Genomic DNA, 23,077 nt, shown 5'->3' with positions numbered 1-23,077 from the left:
AACTAAACATCTAAGTTTTCTACTTTCAACGCATTTTCTTCAATAAAATGTCTACGAGGTTCAACATGATCACCCATTAACGTATTAAATAGTTGATCTGCTGCAATGGCGTCTTCAATCGTTACTTTCAACATACGCCTTGTTTCTGGGTCCATCGTTGTTTCCCACAGTTGATCTGGGTTCATTTCACCCAAACCTTTATAACGTTGGATATACTGCCCTCGTTTTGATTCAGCCATTAACCATGTTAACGCTTCATCAAAGGTTGAAACTGGCTTTATTTTCTCATTGCGTTTTACATAGCCGCCTTCTTCAATAAGGCCATTTATTGCAACGTTAAGGTCAATTAACTCTTTAAACTCTTTAGAATGTATAAATTCATAACCACAGTTATATACCTTATCAATTCCATGTTTTCTAACATTGAATCGAGGATAATAAATGTTACGCTCTTTATCTTGCTCTACCGAAGCTGTATAAATTGAACCATTGCCATCTTGATCATGAAGTTGCTTTAACAGGTTATCTTTCCAAGCCGTAACTTTCCCTTCATCTGAAAAATCTTCGATATTTATTGTCGATGAATAGATCATCTTAATGAGAATATCTTCTGGTATTTGGCGAGAAACACGTTTAATCGTGTTATATGCTCTTCTAAATTGATTTACTAATTTTTCTAATGCCAAGCCTGAAATTGCAGGTGCCGATTCATTTACATGTAATGAGGCATTTTCTAACGCTAGTGTTGTGAGGTATTCAATTAATGCATCGTCATCTTTAATATAACGTTCTTGTTTACCTTTCTTAACTTTATATAGTGGTGGTTGGGCAATAAAAACATGACCGCGTTCCATAATTTCTGGCATTTGACGATAGAAGAATGTTAATAACAAAGTACGAATATGAGAACCATCAACATCAGCATCGGTCATAATTATGATTGAATGATAACGAAGCTTTTCAGGATCATATTCATCACGGCCAATACCTGTACCCAATGCCGTAATTAATGTACCTACTTCTACCGAAGCAATCATTTTATCAAAGCGTGCTTTTTCTACGTTTAATATTTTACCCTTAAGTGGCAAGATTGCTTGGTTTTTACGATTGCGACCTTGTTTAGCTGAACCACCCGCAGAGTCACCCTCCACTATGTATATTTCAGATAACGCTGGATCTTTTTCTTGGCAATCAGCAAGCTTTCCAGGTAAACCCGCGATATCAAGTACACCTTTTCTTCTTGTCATCTCACGCGCTTTACGAGCAGCTTCCCTTGCTCTAGCGGCATCAACAATTTTCATGATTACTGTTTTTGCAGTACCCGGATTCTCTAATAGATATTCCCCAAGCTTTTCACCCATCGCTTGTTCTACCGCAGTTTTTACTTCAGAAGAAACTAGCTTATCTTTAGTTTGCGATGAAAACTTTGGGTCTGGGACTTTAACAGAAATAACCGCTGTTAATCCTTCACGGGCATCATCACCAGATGGATTTGTTTCACCTTTTTTAGATTTATTTAACCCTTCTTTTACCATGTAGCTATTTATGGTACGAGTTAACGCCGCTCTGAAACCACTTAAATGCGTTCCACCATCACGTTGAGGTATATTATTGGTAAAACAATGTATATTTTCTTGGAAACCATCATTCCATTGCATTGCTACTTCAACAGCAATTCCATCTTCACGTTCTAAGTCAAAATAAAATATCTCTTCATTTACCGCTGTTTTATTTGTATTTAAATAATCAACAAACGCTTGAATACCGCCTTCATAAAAGAAATGTTCTTCTTTACCTTCTTCACGTTCATCAATGAGTTTTATTGAGACACCTGAATTTAGGAAAGATAGTTCACGGATACGTTTTACCAGAATGTCATAATGAAACTCTACATCAGTGAATGTTTCTTCGCTTGGCCAAAACCTTAACTCAGTACCTGTTTGATCTGTTTCACCAACGAGTGCTAACGGTGCTTGCGGCTCTCCTAATTTATATTCTTGTTCGTGAAGTTCACCGTTCCTACGAATAGTAAGTGTTAGTTTATGGCTTAATGCATTAACTACAGAAACACCTACACCATGTAAACCACCTGAAACTTTATAACCAGAGTCTTCACCGCCAAATTTACCACCCGCATGTAATACCGTCATGATAACTTCTGCTGCAGAAACACCTTCTTCTGGGTGAATATCCGTTGGTATACCACGGCCATCATCTTTTACAGATACAGAACCATCAAGGTGAATAGTTACAACTATATCACTACAGTGACCTGCAAGTGCTTCATCTATTGAATTATCTAACACCTCAAAAACCATGTGATGTAAACCTGTGCCATCATCTGTGTCACCAATATACATACCCGGTCTTTTTCTTACAGCGTCCAGCCCTTTTAAAACCTTGATACTGTCTGAGCCATATTCATTTTCTACACTCATAGCTTTAGCCTACTCACTCATTAAAGAAATATTGCCATGTTTCACGTGAAACATTTTATAATTTTTGTTTTTCGGAACCAATGGTTCCACTGCACTTTTATCAATTGCGGTTATTATTGATTGACAATTCAATAACTGATTTGCCACAGACATTGCTGTTCTAGAACTTATGTCTAATTCAGCACCAATATCATCAATTAATAAAATTGGCTTTACTCGTTTAACTTTTTCAATTAACTTTGTTTGTGCAAAAGTTAACGCGAGTAAAAACAACTTTTGTTGGCCTCTTGAGAGTCTTTGCTCTAACGATAATGTATTAAATTGAAATCTAACATCAAATTTATGAGCACCAAAAAGTGAATGGCCACGTTCACGCTCTTTCTCTTTATTTTGACTTAGCACGTCAAATAACTCTTTTTTACTGTGCCATCCCTGTAAATATTGAAGCTTAATGGCATCGTTAATTTCTGGTAATAACACCGATAACCAATTGGTGACTTCTGTTGATAATTCTTTTATATACTCCGATCTTAATGCGGCAATTGTTTCTGAAAGTTGGCAGAATTGATCTGTCCAATAGTGTAATTGCTGATCACTCAATCGTTGTTTTAAACATGCATTTCGTTGTTTTAATGTTTTATTAAACTGTCGCCAAACTTCAGGAAAAGAATGTTTCACGTGAAACAATCCTAAATCGATAAACTTTCTACGTTCTCTTGGCCCACCAATAAACAACTTAAAACTCTCTGGTGTAACAACTTGTACCGCTAAATTTCTTGCAAGCTCAGAAAGTTTTGTTTGGCGTTCACCGTCTATTTTAATTCGTTTTTCACCCGTTAGAGAATATTCAATGCCTAACATTTGATCGGTAGATGTTTTAGCGCTTAACACAAAACGTTGTGACTCATTGCGAACTAAATTACTAACATTCGTTGTTCTAAACGACTTTCCATGGCTAAGATAATAAATACTTTCTAAAAGACTACTTTTTCCACTACCATTATCACCCAGAATAAAATTAAATTCAGAATGAAGCGAAACTTTTCCGTCTACTAAATTTCTAAATTGATATGCATTTAAATCTTTAATACTCATTACAAACGCATAGGCATCACAACATATAACGCTTCGTTTGAATCCTGCCCTTCGATAACAACACTACTGTTAGCATCAGCTAAAGTAAATTTAACCCCTTGCTCTTTAATTGCATTTAGTACATCAAGTACATAGTTTACATTAAAACCAATCTCGACATCTTCATAAGGAAAGTTCACTTCTAAAATTTCCTCTGCTTGTTCTTGTTCAGGATTATTTGCAGTAATTTTTAATTCACTGTCAGCAAAATTCAGACGTACACCTTTGAATTTTTCATTCGACAAAATTGAAGCTCTAGATAAAACTTGTTTAAGTTGATCTTTGTCTGCATTTAGTATTTTGTCACCATTGCGCGGAAGAACTCGGCGATAATCAGGAAAACGACCATCAACTAATTTACTGGTAAAAGAAAATTCAGTATCAATAATACGAATATGATTAGAACCTAAAAAGACTTGAACTTCTTCATCGACTGGGTCAAGTAAACGGATGATTTCTAAAATACCTTTTCTAGGTACAATCACCTGTCGATTTGGCAGTTGTAATTCATCATTTGAAATTTTACAAATAGCTAAACGATGACCGTCAGTTGCAACAGAGCGAATTTCATTAGCTTCTGTTTCAATAGACATTCCATTTAAGTAATAACGAACATCTTGGTTAGCCATGGAAAAGTGGGTACTTTCAATGAGGCGTAATAACTGAGCTTTACTTAATTTAAATTCAACGTCGCCTTTCCACTCTTCAATATTAGGAAAATCTGTTGCAGGTAAAGTAGATAATGAATACTTACTTCGACCGGAAGAAATAGTGACAGTATCTTCTGTAGATTCGAAGCTGATCAAGGCTCCATCAGGTAAGCTTTTACAAATATCTAAAAGCTTACGTGCTGGTATTGTTAATTTACCGTTGGCTTCGGCATTATCGATATCTGCATAAGCAACCATTTCCAGCTCTAAATCTGTGGCAGTCAAGGTAAGTGATTGCTCACTAACTTCGATTAACACATTACCAAGAATAGGTAAGGTACTTTTACGTTCAACCGCTCCGGATACCAATAGCAATGGTTTTAACAATAATTCTCTATTTAAGGAAAACTTCATTTTTTACCTACTCTTTATTACTCTTTTTGTTAGGAAGATAACGTTCTATTTAAATTTGAATAATCTTCTTTAATATCATGAGATTCTTCACGTAATGCTTTTACTTTCCGACAAGCATGTAATACCGTTGTATGGTCTTTTCCACCAAACGCTTCGCCTATTTCAGGTAAGCTATGATTAGTGAGATCTTTCGATAAAGCCATTGCTATCTGTCTTGGTCTTGCTACCGAACGATTACGTCTTTTTGATAATAAATCTGATACTTTGATTTTATAATATTCAGCAACAGTTTTCTGTATGTTATCGATAGTAACTAACTTATCCTGTAAGGCAAGTAAATCTCTTAGTGCTTCTTTAACAAAATCAATATTAATTGCTCTGCCAGTAAAATTAGCATTAGCGATTACACGATTAAGTGCACCTTCTAATTCCCTAACGTTTGACCTTAAACGCTTAGCAATGAAAAAAGCAACTTCATCAGCGAGATTGACGTGACTCTCTTGTGCCTTTCTTTTTAATATCGCAACACGCGTTTCAAGCTCCGGCGGTTCAATCGCAATGGTTAACCCCCAGCCGAAGCGAGATTTTAATCTATCTTCTACACCATCAATTTCTTTTGGATAGCGGTCACTGGTTAAAATAATTTGTTGATTACCTTCTAATAACGCATTAAAGGTATGAAAAAACTCTTCTTGTGTACGCTCTTTATTAGCAAAGAATTGAATGTCATCTATCAATAAGGCATCAACAGAACGGTAGTACTGCTTAAATTTTTCAATCGCATTATTTTGTAATGCACGAACCATATCTTGAACAAAACGCTCTGAATGCATATAAGCTATTTTTGCATCAGGTTTATTCAACAAAATACCGTTACCAACTGCATGTAACAAATGCGTTTTACCTAAACCAGTTCCACCATATATAAACAAGGGGTTATAAGCAGAGCCTGGGTTATCAGCTACTTGAGAAGCAGCCGCTCGTGCTAATTGATTAGACTTACCTTCTACAAAGTTATCAAAGGTATAATTAACTCTAACATTCGTTTTTTTCGGTAAGTTTGATTCTGGAACCTGGTTATTCGGAGCTTTCGGTTGACTAAGCGTCGCGGAAGGCATGGAAGCAGTATTATTACTACTAACCTTAACTTTAGGAATACTACCAACATCAAAACGCAATAAAGGCGGATTGCCACTTTCTTCCAAGCTGACTAATTCATTAATACGATTAACATATTTATCACGAACCCAGTCTAGTACAAAACGATTTGGCGCATACAACGTCATGACATTATTATCTACGACACATTGAAGCGGTCTAATCCACATACTAAACTGCTGAGCAGGCAACTCTTCTTGTAATACTGACAAGCAGCGTTGCCACAAAGAATGATCCAACGATAGGCTCCTAGCTGATCTACCACTTTAAAATTAGAATAAAGGGATAAACCTGTTTATCTTTTTTATAATATCCAAGCATTATCCCTCTACTTATCCACAACTTCAATATTGACTTTTGACTATTTTACAAAAAAGTAAAAATAATCGTTAAAGTCAGCTATTTAATGGCTTGATTTTTTATTTATCACTTGAAAAGAGCAGAAATTAACATCAGAAAAAACGCAAACAAGGGATAGAAAGATGGAATTACAATCGTAAATGTTAGAAAACTGTGGATATGTACAGGATCGATAAAAAGATCTATTTTGATCCTCTAACAATATAATCAAGATTAATGATTGACATTAGCGCGTATAATATATAGAATTCCGCCTCTTTTTTTGACCAAGTGTGCTCGAAACGGCGGTTTTGCCAGGGCAACAACAACCGACGGATAGCGTAATGAAAAGAACATTTCAACCTAGCGTATTAAAACGTAAGCGTAACCACGGATTCCGTGCTCGTATGGCTACTAAAAACGGTCGTGCAGTATTAGCACGTCGCCGTGCTAAAGGCCGCGCACGCCTAAGCGCTTAATCTCTTTATTAATCTTTCAATAAAGAGTTTGTAACCTCATGGTTACTTTTGAATTTACTCGGGAGTCAAGACTTTTGACTCCCAGTCAATTCCAATCAGCTTTTAAAAACCCATCTCGTTTTGGCTCTAGCCATATCACTGTACTAATTACACCAAATTCAGAACAAAATAGTCGTTTAGGTTTAGCCATTGCTAAAAAACGCGTAAAACTTGCTGTGCAAAGAAATCGGATAAAAAGATTAGTACGAAATAGTTTTCGCTTGAAACAACATCAACTACCCCATATTGATATAGTAGTTATGGTTCGCTCAGGCACAGATGAACTCGATAACCAACAAATAAGAAAGCAGTTGGATAAAATATGGCGAAAAATAATTCAACGCCACAAAAAATAGCCATATCTGCTGTAAAAGCTTACCAACGCTGGCTTAGCCCGTTATTAGGGAATAACTGCAGGTTCACGCCAACATGCTCTTTTTATGCAATTGAGGCAATTAATCGCTTTGGTGTTGTAAAAGGTTGTTGGTTAGCAGGCAAACGTATACTAAAATGCCACCCACTAAATGCGGGCGGTGAAGATCCCGTACCACCAAAAAAGAAGAGAAAGTATTAATTATGGAGTCTCAACGCAGTTTTTTATTTATTGCGCTTATGGTTGTTAGTTTTTTGCTGTATCAGCAATGGCAACAAGACAATGCGCCTGAACCGATCACACAATTCAGCCAAAGCGACAATGATTCAGCTATCACACAATCAAGTGATGACGACTTCGTTCCTGCGCCAAGTGCTTCAAAATCAACAGAAGTTACAACAAAAGCTAGTGCAACTTTAGTGGAAATTACAACGGATGTATTAGCCATAAAAATAGATACCAAAGGCGGTGATATCGTTGAGGCGACGTTGCTTAATTATGACACGGAACAAGGTAATGGTATTCCGTTTACCATGATGCAAAATGGTAACTTTAGATATATTGCGCAAAGTGGATTAACGGGTGCACAAGGCATAGACCGAACAGTGAAAGGTCGCCCTATTTACCAAGTTGAAAGCACTACTTATCAAATGAGCGAAGGACAACCCCTTGTTGTTTCATTAACTTATATTACAAACGATGGCTTAACCGTTAAGAAAAACTTTTCCTTTACACCAGGTAGTTACCAAGTCGACGTAGATTATATTGTTGAAAATGCATCAAACAGTGCAGCAAGTGTTGAACTATATGCTCAGCTACGCCAATCGGCTAGTGTTGATCAATCTAGCGCTTTAATACCAACCTATCGAGGTGCAGCTTATTCTACCCAAGAAGAACGCTACGAAAAATATGACTTTGATGACATTGCTGACGCAAAATTAAATGAAACAACTCAAGGTGGTTGGGTTGCAATGCTTCAGCATTACTTTGTATCAGCTTGGGTACCTAATGCTGAGCAAGTAAACTTATTATATACTGAGTTTTCACGTAGTAAGAATGAAGCGGTTATTGGCTTTAAAGCACCAGCTCAAATTATTGAATCAGGTTCAACTGAAACTATCTCAACAACATTCTATGTTGGACCTAAAGATCAAGACGCACTAGCTGAAATAGCAGATGGACTTGATCTCACCGTCGATTTTGGCTTTTTATTTATGATCAGTTCACCACTACATTGGTTACTGATTCAAATACAAGCACTTGTCATCAACTGGGGCGTTGCAATTATTATCATTACGGTCATCGTAAAAGGTATTATGTACCCGCTCACCAAAGCGCAATACACGTCTATGGCAAAAATGCGTGAACTACAACCAAAAATGACGCAGTTAAAAGAGCGTTTTGGTGACGATAGACAAAAACTTTCTCAAGCCATGATGGAGCTTTATCGCAAAGAGAAAGTAAACCCTGCCGGTGGTTGTTTACCGTTATTAATTCAAATGCCTATTTTCTTAGCATTATATTGGGTGTTTTTAGAAAGTGTTGAATTAAGACATGCGTCATTCGGTTTATGGTTAACTGATTTATCTTCTAAAGATCCTTACTACATATTACCAGTGTTGATGGGTATCAGTATGTTCATTATGCAAAAAATGCAGCCAATGACCATACAAGACCCAATGCAGCAAAAAATTATGCAATATATGCCGGTAATGTTTACTATCTTTTTCTTCTGGTTCCCGTCAGGCCTAGTATTGTACTGGCTAGTAAGTAATGTTATTTCCATCATTCAGATGAAAATTATATTTGCCTCACTCGAAAAGCAAAAAAATAAATAACATTAAGCGACCGAAAGGTCGCTTTTTTTTACCCTGAATACGATTATGTTTATAATACTGGCATTCATATTTAGTCGTTAGAGCATTATGACAACAACAGTATCCAATATTGAAACCATTGCAGCACAAGCTACTCCACCAGGTAGAGGCGGTGTTGGTATTATTAGAGTATCGGGCCCCTTAGCCTCTATAGTTGCAGAAAAAGTATTAGGTAGATGCCCTGCGATTAGAAAAGCTGAATACTTACCCTTTTATGATAATAATCAACAAATCATTGATCAGGGTATCGCATTATTTTTTAAAGGGCCACATTCATTTACCGGTGAAGATGTATTAGAACTTCAAGGTCATGGCGGCCCCATTATTCTTGATATGTTGTTAAAATCTATCATCGCAATTGACAATATTCGTATGGCCAACCCCGGTGAATTCAGTGAGCAAGCTTTTCTAAATGATAAGCTCGATTTAGCACAAGCTGAAGCGATTGCAGATTTGATCAATGCCACATCAGAACAAGCAGCAAAAAGCGCATTACATTCGTTACAAGGCGATTTTTCAGCACTAATTCACGAGATAGTAAACGACACAATTCATTTAAGAATGTATGTGGAAGCAGCTATTGATTTTCCAGAAGAAGAAATTGATTTTCTTGCAGATGAAAAAGTCGTCAATCAACTTAAAGCACTGATCAAAAAAGTAGAAGATGTGCAGCAAAAAGCAAAGCAAGGTAGTTTATTAAGAGAAGGTATGAGGGTTGTAATCGCTGGCCGTCCTAACGCAGGCAAATCGAGCCTGTTAAATGCGCTAAGCGGTAAAGAAAGCGCTATTGTTACAGATATCGCAGGAACAACACGAGACGTATTATCAGAACATATTCATATTGATGGGATGCCGCTACATATTATTGACACCGCAGGGCTTAGAAAATCATCTGATAAAGTCGAGCAAATAGGTATTGAACGCGCATGGCAGGAAATAAAACAAGCAGATCGAATTTTACTATTAATTGACGCGGATCAGTCAATTGAAGATCCAAAAAAATACTGGCCCGAGTTTTTTGAAAAACTTCCAGAAAACATTGAATTGACAATCATTAAAAACAAAGCAGATATATTCAACAAAGCCGTTCAATTTGATAAAGACACTGACTATCCAACCATAACCCTTTCTGCAAAAAACCAAGATGGTATTTCATTACTAACTGGCCACTTAAAAGATATTATGGGTTATCAAGGTAGTACAGAAGGTGGTTTTATGGCCCGTAGACGCCATTTAGCAGCCATTGAACAAGGCTATCATCATCTTAGTATTGGCTTAGAGCAACTTGAATCTTATGTGGCAGGTGAAATTCTAGCTGAAGAATTAAGACTTTGTCAGAACGCGTTAAATCAAATAACAGGCGAATTTACTAATGATGATCTACTAGGTGAGATCTTTTCATCATTTTGTATTGGCAAATAAAGGATCATTATGTCTTCATTTCAAATTATCGTTGGAAGCATGCTAGGCGGCACTGAATATGTTGCAGAAGCGTGCGAAGAAACATTAACGCAATTAGGACATGATGTAACGCTGCATTTATCACCTGATCTCACTGAAATACCCTCTCAAAATCAAACATGGTTAATATGTACCTCAACACATGGTGCTGGAGATTACCCAGACAACTTACTGCCTTTTATTGATCAACTCACAAATACGACGATCGATTTATCCTCAACTAAGTATACGGTGATCGGTATTGGAGACTCTAATTACGACACCTTCTGTTTTGCAGCAAAAAACATAGATAATCTAATATATTCAAAGGGTTGCAAAAGGTTAATATCAATAAAAACATTTGATATGACACTTGATATTGATCCAGAAGAAGAAGCACAAGCATGGCTTTTAGCAAATAAAGATCACTTATAAACTGCTTATAAGTATTTTATTCACAGAAAGAGTATTAAAACAAATCAAATGTGGATAACTTAAGAATAAACCCTGTATTAAAATTTATTTTCCAGTTAATAAAATATTAAATACGCACGGTTGTGGATAAATAGGCTTTTTGATCAAAGGTTATTTAGCAATTGATCATACTTTGATCACAAGAAACGATCATTAAGATCAAATTGATTTATATAAGGAAAAACCCTTTATCCACAGAAAATCACTTTACTAATAAAGATCAATAATAAGATCTTTATATAGATCTTTATATATTATTAATGATCCACAGCTGATCTTTTTAGTGATTTGATCGTTTCACTTCACATGAAAACAAGATAAAATACGTGCCCTTTTGCAAGAAATACATTTTAAGGTTAGTGGCATTATGTGGTATCAAGACACTTATGAAGTCATCGTTGTAGGTGGTGGTCATGCTGGTACAGAAGCGGCCTTGGCAGCTGCTCGTATGGGGTGTAAAACCCTATTGTTAACACATAATATCGACACGTTAGGTCAAATGTCTTGTAACCCTGCAATCGGTGGGATCGGCAAAGGACATTTGGTTAAAGAAATTGATGCGCTAGGTGGTTTAATGGCGACAGCCATTGATCATGCTGCCATTCAATTTCGTACCTTAAATGCAAGCAAAGGTCCTGCTGTAAGGGCTACTAGGGCTCAAGCAGATCGTACGCTTTATCGAAATTACGTACGTAACTATCTTGAAAACCAAGAAAACTTAACGATCTTTCAACAACCTTGTGATGATCTTATTTTAGAAAATGATCAAGTCGTTGGTGTATCAACGCAAATGGGCTTAAAGTTTAAAGCTCAAACCGTTGTATTAACCGTTGGTACTTTCCTCGCAGGTCAAATACATATTGGTTTGAATAATTATCAAGGCGGTAGAGCTGGAGATCCAGCAAGTGTTAATTTAGCAAATAAATTACGTGATATGCCTTTTAGAATGGATCGTTTAAAAACAGGTACACCACCAAGACTTGATGCTAGAACCTTAGATTTTTCAGTGATGGAAGCACAACCTGGGGATGATCCTAGACCCGTATTTTCATTTATGGGATCAACAACTGATCATCCAGAACAAATACCGTGTTTTATTACTCACACTAATGCCAATACCCATGACATTATCCGTAAGGGACTTGATAGATCACCTATGTATACAGGCGTCATCGAAGGTGTAGGGCCTCGTTATTGCCCTTCTATCGAAGATAAAATCATGCGTTTTGCAGATAAAGATACACATCAAATATTTGTAGAGCCAGAAGGCTTAACCACACATGAAGTATACCCTAACGGTATTTCAACGAGTTTGCCTTTTGATGTTCAAATGACGTTAGTTCGGTCAATTAATGGCTTTGAAAATGCGCACATTACCCGCCCTGGTTATGCGATTGAATATGATTTTTTTGATCCTCGAGATTTAAAACAAACCTTAGAAAGTAAATTTATCAATAACCTTTACTTTGCAGGGCAAATTAATGGTACTACAGGTTATGAAGAAGCTGGCGCTCAAGGATTAATTGCTGCAACTAATGCTGCTGCTCGTGTTCAAGGTAAAGATCAAATGATTTTAGGTCGTGATCAAGCCTATATGGGAGTACTCGTTGATGATTTAGCAACGCTTGGTACTAAAGAGCCATACCGTATGTTCACATCTCGTGCTGAATATCGATTATTGCTTAGAGAAGACAATGCCGATATTCGTTTAACTGAAACGGGTCGCAAACTTGGTTTAGTTGATGATGCAAGATGGCAACGTTTTAATGAAAAGCTTGAAAATATCGAAGTAGAACGTCAGCGATTAAAATCTACATGGATCCAGAAAGATCACCCTGCAATAGCGCAAATAAATCAGTTGGTTAAAAACCCAATTAGCCGTGAAAATAGTTTAGAAGAATTATTACGTCGCCCTGAAGTTCGCTATCAAGATTTAATGGCGATTGAAGCATTAGGTCAGCCTTTAGCTGATAAACAAGCGTCTGAGCAAGTTGAAATTCAAATTAAATATGCCGGTTATATTGATAGGCAACTTGACGACATTGCCAAAAAAAAACGTCATGAAGATACATTGATCCCTGTTGAATTTGATTATAGCCAGATTTCAGGACTTTCAAATGAAGTTGTTGCAAAGCTTTCTGATGCTAAACCTGAAACGATTGGCAAAGCTTCGCGAATTTCTGGTATCACACCAGCAGCAATATCGTTATTATTAGTTTATCTTAAAAAACATGGTTTATTGCGAAAATCCGCATAGATTCTTTGGACCTATACATGTCGTTGAAAGAAAACTTAGCACGTTTAATTAGTAAAACTGATCTTAACGTATCAGAACAGCAAATTTCTCAGTTAATTAGTTATGTAGAGTTACTGAATAAATGGAATAAAACCTATAATTTAACTTCGGTTAGAAACCCTGAAGATATGTTGGTTAAACATATTTTAGACAGTATGATGGTCGGCCCTCTCCTCGTGGGCGAAACATTCATTGATGTTGGAACAGGTCCAGGTTTACCTGGCATACCTTTAGCGATAATGTACCCAGAAAAGCACTTTACGTTACTTGATAGCTTAGGTAAGCGTATAACCTTTTTAAAGCAGGTTGTTTTTCAATTAAAACTTGCTAATGTATCTCCTTTATTATCGCGAGTTGAAGCATATCAACCTGAAGTTCCATTTGATGGGGTATTAAGTCGAGCTTTTGCGTCGCTAGAAGATATGGTGCAATGGTGCCATCACCTTGTTGCAAAAGATCAAGGTAGATTTTTTGCGCTAAAAGGTCAATATCCACAAGAAGAATTAGCGCAATTACCTAAAGGTGTTATATTAGCGGATAGTCATGAAATTAAAGTGCCTGAACTAATTGGCGAACGTCACTTGATTGAACTAATTAACGTTTAACAATAATAAAAATTGAGGTTTCAGTGGGAAAAATAATTGCAGTTGCTAACCAAAAAGGTGGCGTTGGCAAAACAACAACAGCTGTTAATTTAGCCGCATCTTTAGCTGCTACAAAACGTCAGGTATTGTTAATTGATTTAGATCCTCAAGGTAATGCCACAATGGGGAGCGGTATTGATAAATATGATGTACATGCGACTTGTTATGAATTATTAATTGAAGAAACGCCTTTCGAAAAAGTTGTCTGTAAAGATACAACAGGTATTTATCATCTTATTGCTGCAAATACTGATGTTACCGCAGCAGAAATTAAATTAATGGAAGTTTACGCGCGCGAACAACGTCTTAAAAATGCTTTAGCGCCAGTAAGAAATGAGTATGATTTTATTATCATCGATTGTCCTCCTTCGTTAAATATGCTGACGGTAAATGCAATGACTGCTGCTGATTCTGTATTAGTGCCAATGCAATGTGAGTATTATGCACTTGAAGGTTTAACGGCACTAATGGATACCATTTCGCAATTACAATCTGTCGTTAATGGTGATCTCGAAATAGAAGGGATTCTACGTACTATGTATGATCCTCGTAATCGCCTTGCGAACGACGTATCAGAACAATTAAAACGACATTTCGGTGATAAAGTTTATCGTACAGTTATTCCAAGAAACGTACGTTTAGCAGAAGCGCCAAGTTTTGGTGCTCCTGCAATGTACTACGATAAATCATCAACAGGCGCTAAAGCTTATCTAGCCTTAGCGGGCGAAATGATCAGAAAGAAACAACAACAAAAGCAAGCTAGTTAACATATTATTTTGCAAGGAAAACTATGAGCCCTTCAAAACGTAGAGGCCTTGGTAGAGGCTTAGATGCCCTATTAACCAATGCACCAAGAAAAGCAGCTGAATCAAACGACGTTGAAATACAGCAATCCGATTCAGCTGTTATTACCGATAGCGAATTGCAAAAACTTCCGATAGAACAATTGCAACCTGGTAAATATCAACCACGAAAAGATATGTCACCAGATGCGTTAGATGAATTAAGCCATTCAATTAAATCTCAAGGGATCATCCAGCCCATCGTTGTTCGTGTTATTGATCATAATAAATACGAGATTATTGCAGGTGAGCGTCGGTGGCGTGCCGCGCAATTAGCCAATATTGATGTTGTACCCTGTCTCATTAAGAATGTCGCTGATGAAGCTGCGGTAGCAATGGCGTTGATAGAAAATATTCAGCGAGAAGATTTAAATGCAATGGAAGAAGCTGTTGCGTTAGAGCGCTTATTGACGGAGTTTGAATTAACCCATCAAGAGGTTGCTGATGCTGTTGGTAAATCACGCACAGCGGTTACTAATCTATTACGCTTAAATAATTTAAATGATGATGTTAAAACATTATTAGAGCATGGCGATATTGAAATGGGTCATGCGCGAGCATTACTTGCGTTGCAAGGGGATGTGCAAACAACAACAGCGAGAGCCGTCGTTGCTAAAGAGTTAAATGTGCGTGAGACGGAAGCGTTAATAAAAAAAGCGCAACAGCCTGAGCAACCTAAAGAAGATAAAGTGAAAGACCCAGATACATTGTCTCTTGAGCAAAACTTATCAGAGAAGCTTGGTTCACATGTGAACATTTCTCATAATAAAAAAGGCAAAGGTAAATTAGTCATATCGTATAGCAATTTAGATGAGTTAGATGGCATCGTCGCGCGCTTTGGTTCATTTTAAAAAATTGTTAATATAAATTTATTATTAATATAAGATATTCGCACATATAGAGGGCAAGCGCTGCCCTCTTTTGTTGCATTAACGCTGTAATTAAGTATACTTGCGTCGACTTTTATCAAGTATAAAAACTTGCTGAAAAAAAGTACAAGTTTTACGAAAATCTTCGTTGAGGAGCCTTGCGATAAACAGGCAAAACAATGCATTAACTAAAGAAGGTAGAAAACTCGCGTTAATGCAACTATTGATCATGATTTGTGTAGTGATCACTTGTACGATAATAAGCTTTATTTTTGCGGGAGTATCGTATGCTGAATCAGCTATTGCTGGTGGCATAATAGCAATACTCCCTAATTGTGTGTTTGCATATAAAGCATTTAAATATGCAGGAGCACAAGCGTCCAAAGAGGTAATGCAATCCTTTTATAGTGGCGTGAAGTTAAAACTGGGGTTGTCAGCATTATTATTTGCATTGGCATTTAAGTTTTTGAATATTTTACCAGCCCCTTTTTTCGCAACATATTGTTTAGTAGTGGTGATACCACTACTAACACCGATTTTTTATAGAAATTAGAATTTAAACTTTAATCATTAGGACAAAAATATGGCTTCAAGTGCTGAAATTACCAGCCAAGAATATATTAGCCACCATTTAACTAATGCAAAGATGTGTATGGCAGACGGCGGCGTCGCGTTTAATAAAGCGTGTACTGATGCTGGTTTCTGGACCTTACATGTTGATACATTAGGATGGTCAATATTCTTAGGTATGGTGTTTTTATATATCTTCCGTTCCGTGGCAAAAAAAGCAGAAACAGGTGTTCCTGGTAAGCTTCAATGTGCTATTGAAATGATCGTTGAGTTTGTTGACGATAGCGTTAAAAGCTCATTTCATGGAAAAAACCCTGTTATCGCTCCTTTAGCATTGACGATTTTTGTTTGGGTTTTCTTAATGAACGCGATGGACTGGGTACCAGTGGATCTTATTCCAACCTTAGCCGGCCTAGTGGGTATTCATTATATTAAATCTGTACCTACTACAGACATTAATATGACCTTAGCGTTAGCATTAGGCGTTTTTTGGTTAATCATTTATTACTCAATCAAAGTGAAAGGCATTGGCGGCTTTATTAAAGAGCTGAGCGTACAACCTTTTGGTCATTGGACATTATATCCTGTGAACTTTGTACTTGAAGTGGTTACTTTATTAGCTCGTCCGCTATCACTTGCTTTACGTTTATTTGGTAACTTATATGCAGGTGAGCTTATTTTCATCTTGATCGCAACAATGGGTGTTTGGCAAATATTTGGCCCGCACTTCTTATGGGCTGCGTTCCACTTGTTAGTTATTCCACTACAAGCATTTATTTTTATGACGTTAACGATAGTTTACTTGAGTTTAGCGCACGAAGATCACTAACCTTTCGGGATTAGGTTAGAACGGCTATTAGCCGGCCCGAAGGGCAAAGGGTAAGGAAACCCGAAAAAATTTAATTTTTTAACTTTTAATTTTACTTTAATAATCGGAGATAAAAATGGAAAACTTAGGTTTACTATATGTAGCAGCTGCGTTACTTATCGGCTTAGGTGCATTAGGTACAGCGATCGGTTTCGGTCTTTTAGGTGGTAAGTTCTTAGAATCTGCTGCTCGTCAACCAGAATTAGCGCCACAACTTCAAGTTAAAATGTTCATCGTAGCTGGTCTAATCGATGCGATCGCAATCATCGGTGTTGCAATGGGTCTATACATCCTATTCGTGAAAATTGGCTAATTAATTTTTTTTAGACTTTTTTAACTGCGAATTTAAATAGGAGGTACACAAATGAACGTAAATATCACTTTTGTCAGTGAAATGATCGCATTTGTCGTATTCGTTATTTTCTGTATGAAGTTTGTATGGCCGCCAATTATTGCAGCTATTGAAACTCGTCAGAAAACCATTGCTGATGGTCTAGCTGCATCTGATCGTGCTGCTAAAGATCTTGCCTTAGCGCAAGAAAAAGCAACAGCACAATTAAAAGAAGCTAAAGCGCAAGCTGCTGATATTATCGAAGCAGCTAAAAAGCGTGAAGCACAATTAATTGAAGATGCTGCTGAAAAAGCGCAAGCAGAAAAAGAGAAAATCTTAGCTGCTGGCCATACAGAAATTGAGTCTGAACGCAATCGTGCTAAAGAAGAGTTACGTAAACAAGTAGCTATTCTTGCTGTAGCCGGTGCCGAGAAAATTCTCGAGCGTTCAATTGATGCCGCTGCACACAGCGACATCTTAGATAAACTAGTAGCAGAACTTTAAGAGGGTATAGGGCATGTCTGAATTGACAACAATCGCTCGTCCCTATGCTAAAGCAGCGTTCGAATATGCTGTGGCAGCTGGTGCGGTAGATGCTTGGCAAGAAATGCTAGTATTTGCGTCAGAAGTTTCAACTAATGAAACAATGACCAGCTATTTATCAGGCGGAGCATCTGTTGAACAAGCACAAGACTTGTTCATCAAAGTATGTGACGAACAACTGAATCCACAGGGCCAAAACTTAATTAAAGTAATGGCTGAAAACGAACGATTGTTGGTACTACCACAGGTTTCAGAGCAATTTGGCTTATTAAAAGCCGAATATGAAAAAGAAATTACTGTGGATGTTTCGTCAGCTGTTGAATTAACAGCTGACCAACAAGTAAGTATTAGTGCCGCGCTTGAAAAGCGCTTGGCTCGAAAAGTAAAGCTCAATTGTATTGTAGATGCAAACGTAGTGTCAGGCTTAGTAATTAAAGCTGGTGACATGGTAATCGACGGTTCTGTTAGAGGTAAATTGAACCGCTTAGCAACAACAATGCAATCTTAACGGGGAACAGAGCATGCAACTGAATTCCACTGAAATCGCTGAACTGATCAAAAAACGTATTGAACAGTTTGACGTTGTCAGCGAAGCTCGTAACGAAGGTACTATCGTTTCAGTAACCGACGGTATCATTCGCATTCACGGCCTTGCAGACGCAATGCAAGGTGAGATGATCGAACTTCCTGGTAACCGCTTCGCTATCGCGTTAAACCTTGACCGTGATTCGGTAGGTGCGGTAGTTATGGGTCCATATGCTGACCTAGCAGAAGGCGTAAAAGTAAAAGGTACTGGCCGTATTTTGGAAGTACCAGTAGGTCGTGGTCTTTTAGGCCGCGTAGTAAACACATTAGGTGAGCCTATTGATGGAAAAGGCCCGATTGAAAATGACGGTTTTTCTCCAGTTGAAGTAGTAGCACCAGGTGTTATCGAACGTAAATCAGTTGACCAACCTGTACAAACAGGTATCAAGTCAATTGACTCGATGATTCCAATCGGTCGTGGTCAACGTGAGCTTATCATCGGTGACCGTCAAATCGGTAAATCAGCGATTGCACTAGATGCGATTATTAACCAAAAGAACACAGGTATTAAATCTATCTATGTTGCGATTGGTCAAAAAGCGTCTACCGTCGCAAACGTTGTACGTAGTTTAGAAGAGCATGGCGCATTAGATAACACAATTGTTGTTGTTGCTTCAGCGTCAGAAGCTGCTGCACTACAATACCTTGCACCATACTCTGGTTGTGCAATGGGTGAATACTTCCGTGACCGTGGTGAAGACGCGCTGATTGTTTATGATGATTTATCTAAACAAGCGGTAGCTTATCGTCAAATATCACTATTACTTCGTCGTCCACCAGGACGTGAAGCATACCCTGGTGACGTATTCTACTTGCATTCACGTTTATTAGAACGCGCTGCACGTGTAAATGAAGAATATGTTGAACGTTTCACTAATGGTGAAGTTAAAGGCCAAACGGGTTCTTTAACAGCATTACCTATTATTGAAACACAAGCAGGTGATGTATCTGCATTCGTACCAACGAACGTTATTTCAATTACTGATGGTCAAATCTTCCTTGAGACAGATTTATTTAACTCAGGTATTCGTCCTGCTGTTAATGCTGGTCTTTCAGTATCTCGTGTTGGTGGTGCAGCGCAAACGAAAATCATCAAAAAACTTGGTGGCGGTATTCGTTTAGCACTTGCTCAATATCGTGAGCTTGCAGCTTTCGCTCAGTTTGCTTCTGACTTGGATGACGCTACGCGTGAACAGTTAGAACACGGTCAACGTGTAACTGAGTTAATGAAACAAAAGCAATATAGCCCATTATCAGTTGCTGAAACGGCGGTTTCGCTTTTCGCTGCTGAAAAAGGCTATTTAAACGACGTAGACCTAGCAAAAATCGGTGATTTCGAAGCTGCATTACACAGCTACGTAACCGGCGATCATGCTGAGTTGATGGCTAAGATCAACGAAAGCGGTAACTACGATAAAGACATCGAAGCAGGTTTGGCAAAAGCACTTGACACGTTCAAGTCTACGCAAACTTGGTAATTAGTTAACCTTTTCGGAGAGAATAGTCATGTCCGGCGCTAAAGAGATAAAATCGAAGATTGGAAGCGTACAAAATACGCAGAAAATCACCAGCGCAATGGAAATGGTAGCAGCCAGTAAAATGCGCCGCGCGCAAGATGCTATGGCTGCATCTCGTCCATACGCTGAAAATATGCGAAATGTGATCGGTCACATCGCGCTTGGAAACCTTGAATATCGCCATCCATATTTGGAAGAGCGAGAAGTCAAGCGTGTAGGCTATATCGTTGTCTCTACAGACCGTGGATTATGTGGTGGCTTAAATGTAAATTTATTTAAGTCTGTGTTATCTGATGCTGGCAAATGGCAAGCTGATGGCGCTGAAGTTGAATTTTGTGTAGTAGGCTCAAAAGCTACTGCTTTTTTCAACAATATGGGCGCAAACGTAACCGCACAAGTTTCAGGTTTAGGTGATACACCCTCTGTAACTGACCTTATTGGTTCAGTACGAGTGATGCTTGATGCCTATGACAACGGAAAAATAGACAAGCTTTATGTGGTTTACAACAAGTTTGTAAATACCATGACGCAACAGCCGACTATCGATCAACTTTTACCTTTGCCTAAGTCAGACGATGACGCAATTCAACATCGTTGGGATTACTTATATGAACCAGATGCTCAAGCAATACTTGATAAATTATTGGTTCGTTATACAGAGTCTCAGGTGTACCAAGGCGTGGTTGAAAACCTCGCATGTGAGCAAGCCGCTCGTATGATTGCGATGAAAGCCGCTACAGATAATGCTGGTGACTTAATCGATAACTTACAATTGGTATACAACAAAGCGCGTCAAGCAAGTATTACTCAAGAATTGAGTGAAATATGTGCTGGTGCTGCAGCGGTGTAGGCAAAGATTAAATTTAAAGAGGAATAAACATGAGTACAGGTAAAGTCGTCCAAATCATTGGCGCAGTTGTGGATGTTGAATTTCCACAAGATGCTGTACCTCAGGTATATGACGCATTAAACATAACCGAAGGTGACCTTGACGGATTAGTACTTGAAGTGCAACAGCAGCTTGGTGGCGGTGTTGTACGTACTATCGCAATGGGTACCTCAGACGGTTTGCGTCGTGGTCTGAATGTAGTAAATACAGGTAATGCAATCCAGGTTCCAGTTGGTGTTGAGACGTTAGGTCGCATCATGAACGTTTTAGGTGAGCCGATTGATGAAGCAGGTCCTATTGGTGAAAAAGATCGTTGGTCTATTCACCGTGAAGCACCAGCTTACGCAGAACAAGCCATGTCTAACGAATTGTTAGAAACAGGCATCAAAGTAATCGACTTAGTATGTCCATTTGCTAAAGGTGGTAAAGTTGGTTTATTCGGTGGTGCTGGTGTTGGTAAAACCGTTAACATGATGGAGCTTATCCGTAACATCGCTATCGAGCACAGTGGGTATTCAGTATTCGCTGGTGTTGGTGAGCGTACGCGTGAAGGTAACGATTTCTATCATGAAATGAACGACTCTAATGTACTTGATAAAGTATCATTAGTTTATGGTCAGATGAACGAGCCACCGGGTAACCGTTTACGTGTTGCGATGACTGGTTTGACGATGGCAGAGAAATTCCGTGACGAAGGTCGCGATGTACTGTTCTTCGTTGATAACATCTACCGTTATACACTAGCTGGTACTGAGGTATCTGCACTTCTAGGTCGTATGCCATCAGCGGTAGGTTATCAACCTACATTAGCTGAAGAAATGGGTATCCTTCAAGAGCGTATTACGTCAACGAATAAAGGTTCAATCACTTCCATCCAAGCGGTATATGTACCTGCGGATGACTTGACAGACCCTTCTCCAGCAACAACCTTTGCTCACTTAGATGCAACAGTTGTACTTTCACGTTCTATTGCTGAATTAGGTATTTACCCTGCGATTGATCCTCTAGATTCAACTTCTCGCCAGCTTGACCCATTAGTGGTTGGTGCTGAGCATTATGAGGTTGCTCGTGGCGTTCAATCAGTACTTCAACGTTACAAAGAACTTAAAGATATTATTGCCATCTTAGGTATGGACGAACTATCTGAAGAAGATAAGCAAACGGTTGATCGTGCACGTAAGATTCAACGTTTCTTATCTCAGCCGTTCTTCGTTGCAGAGGTATTTACAGGTTCTCCTGGTAAGTATGTATCACTTAAAGACACTATTGCTGGCTTTAAAGGTATTCTTGCTGGTGAATATGATGCATTGCCTGAGCAAGCTTTCTACATGGTTGGTTCTATTGAAGAAGCAACTGAAAAAGCTAAAAGCATGTAATGAAAGCTGGTGACTATGATTACGTAGTCACCTTTTAGGAGGTCAAAATGTCTTTAACAACTGTTAATCTGAATGTAGTAAGTGCTGAAGAAAAATTGTTTTCTGGTCGCATTGAATCATTACAGATCACAGGTAGTGAAGGTGAGTTGGGTATTATGCCTGGTCATGCACCTTTGCTGACCTCACTAAAACCTGGTATGGCTCGAATCGTTAAATACGGTGGAGAAGAAGAAGTACTTTACCTTTCAGGTGGTATGCTTGAAGTTCAGCCGAACAATGTTACTGTGCTTGCTGATGTTGCTGCACGTGTAGATGACCTAGATGAACAAGCAGCGTTAGAAGCAAAACAGCGTGCTGAAGCGCACATGAATGCGCAAAGTGATGATGTTGATTATGCCGAAGTTGCTTGTGAATTAGCACGTGCCGTTGCTCAATTACGCGTCATTCAAGCGTCTAAGAAAAAGTAAATTACGGTTTATTTTACTATGTTTTAGTGAATTAAAAAGCGACCAATAGGTCGCTTTTTTTATAGTTGAAAATAGGCTCTATAAATTTTTATAAAGGATATTGTGCCTTTCTAGCAGGGATGACTTAACATTGTTTTCTTAAATGAAGTCTTTTGTCCTGATTGAGATAAATGGCCGTTACAATGCAATGTACCGTGACCAACCGCTTGTGTGTAGGTTGCATCCGAGAAGTATATATATTCTTCTGAATGACTGGGTAAAGCATAGGCTGCAAATGCGATAATTGCTGTTAGTGATGATACCGTGGCTGTGTTGATTAAATATTTCTTCATCTTTATTCCTTTAAGTATAGTGTTTTAGCAAGGTGAGCTACCAATTAATTAAAACAACGTTAGTGACTCCCTTCACTCATTTAGGTTATAAATTAAACGTTTATTTGTCAACGTCTGGAAAATGAAAGTTAAA

The 23,077-nt window shown here is 38.1% G+C and carries 25 protein-coding genes; 19 read left to right on the top strand and 6 right to left on the bottom strand.

Annotated elements, in window-relative coordinates; genetic code table 11:
• Positions 1-2: 2 nt before the first annotated feature.
• Genes gyrB through dnaA form a run of 4 tightly spaced genes read right to left on the bottom strand, consistent with a single transcriptional unit; the run spans position 3 to position 6,033 of the window.
• Positions 3-2,438: a DNA topoisomerase (ATP-hydrolyzing) subunit B gene (gene gyrB, locus BI291_RS02960; RefSeq protein ID WP_074496266.1), complete on the bottom strand. Its 2,436-nt coding sequence runs from the start codon at positions 2,436-2,438 to the stop codon at positions 3-5.
• 9 nt (positions 2,439-2,447) lie between these two features.
• The gene (gene recF, locus BI291_RS02955) at positions 2,448-3,533 is read right to left on the bottom strand and encodes a DNA replication/repair protein RecF (protein WP_074496265.1); all 1,086 of its coding nucleotides are present in this window, start codon (positions 3,531-3,533) and stop codon (positions 2,448-2,450) included.
• The gene (gene dnaN, locus BI291_RS02950) at positions 3,533-4,636 is read right to left on the bottom strand and encodes a DNA polymerase III subunit beta (protein ID WP_074496264.1); all 1,104 of its coding nucleotides are present in this window, start codon (positions 4,634-4,636) and stop codon (positions 3,533-3,535) included. The genes recF and dnaN overlap by 1 nt, the downstream gene beginning before the upstream one ends.
• A gap of 29 nt (positions 4,637-4,665) precedes the next feature.
• Positions 4,666-6,033, bottom strand: coding sequence for a chromosomal replication initiator protein DnaA (gene dnaA, locus BI291_RS02945; protein WP_074496263.1), 1,368 nt, complete (start codon positions 6,031-6,033; stop codon positions 4,666-4,668).
• 444 nt (positions 6,034-6,477) lie between these two features.
• Between dnaA and rpmH the strand changes: the two genes are divergently transcribed.
• From rpmH to BI291_RS02895, 10 genes are all read left to right on the top strand, one after another.
• The gene (gene rpmH / locus BI291_RS02940; RefSeq protein ID WP_074496262.1) at positions 6,478-6,612 is read left to right on the top strand and encodes a 50S ribosomal protein L34; all 135 of its coding nucleotides are present in this window, start codon (positions 6,478-6,480) and stop codon (positions 6,610-6,612) included.
• Between the two features lie 38 nt (positions 6,613-6,650).
• The gene (gene rnpA, locus BI291_RS02935; protein ID WP_074496261.1) at positions 6,651-7,007 is read left to right on the top strand and encodes a ribonuclease P protein component; all 357 of its coding nucleotides are present in this window, start codon (positions 6,651-6,653) and stop codon (positions 7,005-7,007) included.
• A complete protein-coding gene (yidD, locus tag BI291_RS02930) occupies positions 6,974-7,225 on the top strand; it encodes a membrane protein insertion efficiency factor YidD (protein ID WP_074496260.1) in 252 nt (83 codons plus the stop codon). The genes rnpA and yidD overlap by 34 nt, the downstream gene beginning before the upstream one ends.
• Before the next feature lie 2 nt (positions 7,226-7,227).
• Positions 7,228-8,862 (top strand): membrane protein insertase YidC, encoded by a 1,635-nt coding sequence (gene yidC / locus BI291_RS02925; protein ID WP_074496259.1) that lies wholly within the window; start codon positions 7,228-7,230, stop codon positions 8,860-8,862.
• Positions 8,863-8,949: 87 nt separating this feature from the next.
• Positions 8,950-10,323, top strand: a complete 1,374-nt coding sequence (mnmE, locus tag BI291_RS02920; RefSeq protein WP_074496258.1) for a tRNA uridine-5-carboxymethylaminomethyl(34) synthesis GTPase MnmE — start codon at positions 8,950-8,952, stop codon at positions 10,321-10,323.
• Positions 10,324-10,332: 9 nt separating this feature from the next.
• Complete coding sequence (mioC, locus tag BI291_RS02915; RefSeq protein WP_074496257.1) at positions 10,333-10,776, top strand: FMN-binding protein MioC; 444 nt, start codon at positions 10,333-10,335, stop codon at positions 10,774-10,776.
• Positions 10,777-11,182: 406 nt separating this feature from the next.
• A complete protein-coding gene (gene mnmG, locus BI291_RS02910) occupies positions 11,183-13,072 on the top strand; it encodes a tRNA uridine-5-carboxymethylaminomethyl(34) synthesis enzyme MnmG (protein WP_074496256.1) in 1,890 nt (629 codons plus the stop codon).
• Positions 13,073-13,089: 17 nt separating this feature from the next.
• Complete coding sequence (gene rsmG, locus BI291_RS02905; RefSeq protein WP_074496255.1) at positions 13,090-13,716, top strand: 16S rRNA (guanine(527)-N(7))-methyltransferase RsmG; 627 nt, start codon at positions 13,090-13,092, stop codon at positions 13,714-13,716.
• A gap of 23 nt (positions 13,717-13,739) precedes the next feature.
• A complete protein-coding gene (locus tag BI291_RS02900; RefSeq protein ID WP_074496254.1) occupies positions 13,740-14,522 on the top strand; it encodes a ParA family protein in 783 nt (260 codons plus the stop codon).
• A gap of 23 nt (positions 14,523-14,545) precedes the next feature.
• Positions 14,546-15,448: a ParB/RepB/Spo0J family partition protein gene (locus tag BI291_RS02895; protein WP_074496253.1), complete on the top strand. Its 903-nt coding sequence runs from the start codon at positions 14,546-14,548 to the stop codon at positions 15,446-15,448.
• Between the two features lie 90 nt (positions 15,449-15,538).
• Here the strand turns inward: BI291_RS02895 and BI291_RS18535 are convergent, their stop codons facing one another.
• Complete coding sequence (locus tag BI291_RS18535) at positions 15,539-15,850, bottom strand: hypothetical protein (RefSeq protein ID WP_254849512.1); 312 nt, start codon at positions 15,848-15,850, stop codon at positions 15,539-15,541.
• On the opposite strand from BI291_RS18535, the gene BI291_RS02890 reads away from it, so the two are divergent.
• The 9 genes from BI291_RS02890 to BI291_RS02850 all read left to right on the top strand — a co-directional run bounded on the left by BI291_RS02890 (position 15,735) and on the right by BI291_RS02850 (position 22,612).
• Positions 15,735-16,019 carry an ATP synthase subunit I gene (locus BI291_RS02890; RefSeq protein ID WP_254849511.1) on the top strand — a complete coding sequence of 95 codons (285 nt, stop codon included), beginning with the start codon at positions 15,735-15,737 and terminating at the stop codon, positions 16,017-16,019. The two genes, BI291_RS18535 and BI291_RS02890, sit on opposite strands and share 116 nt — an antisense overlap.
• 30 nt (positions 16,020-16,049) lie before the next feature.
• Positions 16,050-16,865, top strand: coding sequence for a F0F1 ATP synthase subunit A (atpB, locus tag BI291_RS02885; protein WP_074496251.1), 816 nt, complete (start codon positions 16,050-16,052; stop codon positions 16,863-16,865).
• Between the two features lie 115 nt (positions 16,866-16,980).
• Complete coding sequence (atpE, locus tag BI291_RS02880; RefSeq protein ID WP_074496250.1) at positions 16,981-17,217, top strand: F0F1 ATP synthase subunit C; 237 nt, start codon at positions 16,981-16,983, stop codon at positions 17,215-17,217.
• A 51-nt stretch (positions 17,218-17,268) separates the two neighbouring features.
• Entirely contained in the window at positions 17,269-17,739 is a 471-nt protein-coding gene (gene atpF, locus BI291_RS02875; RefSeq protein WP_074496249.1) for a F0F1 ATP synthase subunit B, read from the top strand.
• Positions 17,740-17,752: 13 nt separating this feature from the next.
• Positions 17,753-18,286 (top strand): F0F1 ATP synthase subunit delta, encoded by a 534-nt coding sequence (gene atpH / locus BI291_RS02870; RefSeq protein ID WP_074496248.1) that lies wholly within the window; start codon positions 17,753-17,755, stop codon positions 18,284-18,286.
• Positions 18,287-18,299: 13 nt separating this feature from the next.
• Entirely contained in the window at positions 18,300-19,841 is a 1,542-nt protein-coding gene (gene atpA / locus BI291_RS02865) for a F0F1 ATP synthase subunit alpha (RefSeq protein ID WP_074496247.1), read from the top strand.
• A gap of 28 nt (positions 19,842-19,869) precedes the next feature.
• Entirely contained in the window at positions 19,870-20,730 is an 861-nt protein-coding gene (atpG, locus tag BI291_RS02860) for a F0F1 ATP synthase subunit gamma (RefSeq protein ID WP_074496246.1), read from the top strand.
• A gap of 29 nt (positions 20,731-20,759) precedes the next feature.
• Positions 20,760-22,145: a F0F1 ATP synthase subunit beta gene (gene atpD, locus BI291_RS02855; protein WP_074496245.1), complete on the top strand. Its 1,386-nt coding sequence runs from the start codon at positions 20,760-20,762 to the stop codon at positions 22,143-22,145.
• A 47-nt stretch (positions 22,146-22,192) separates the two neighbouring features.
• A complete protein-coding gene (locus tag BI291_RS02850) occupies positions 22,193-22,612 on the top strand; it encodes a F0F1 ATP synthase subunit epsilon (protein ID WP_074496244.1) in 420 nt (139 codons plus the stop codon).
• A gap of 110 nt (positions 22,613-22,722) precedes the next feature.
• Here the strand turns inward: BI291_RS02850 and BI291_RS02845 are convergent, their stop codons facing one another.
• Entirely contained in the window at positions 22,723-22,944 is a 222-nt protein-coding gene (locus BI291_RS02845; protein WP_074496243.1) for a DUF6289 family protein, read from the bottom strand.
• Positions 22,945-23,077 lie beyond the last annotated feature (133 nt).

Origin of the sequence: Thalassotalea sp. PP2-459, assembly GCF_001913705.1 — a bacterium.
Classification (GTDB): domain Bacteria; phylum Pseudomonadota; class Gammaproteobacteria; order Enterobacterales; family Alteromonadaceae; genus Thalassotalea_C; species Thalassotalea_C hakodatensis.
The sequence above is the reverse complement of the archived record's forward strand: the minus strand, read 5'-3'. Positions and strand labels throughout refer to the sequence as shown.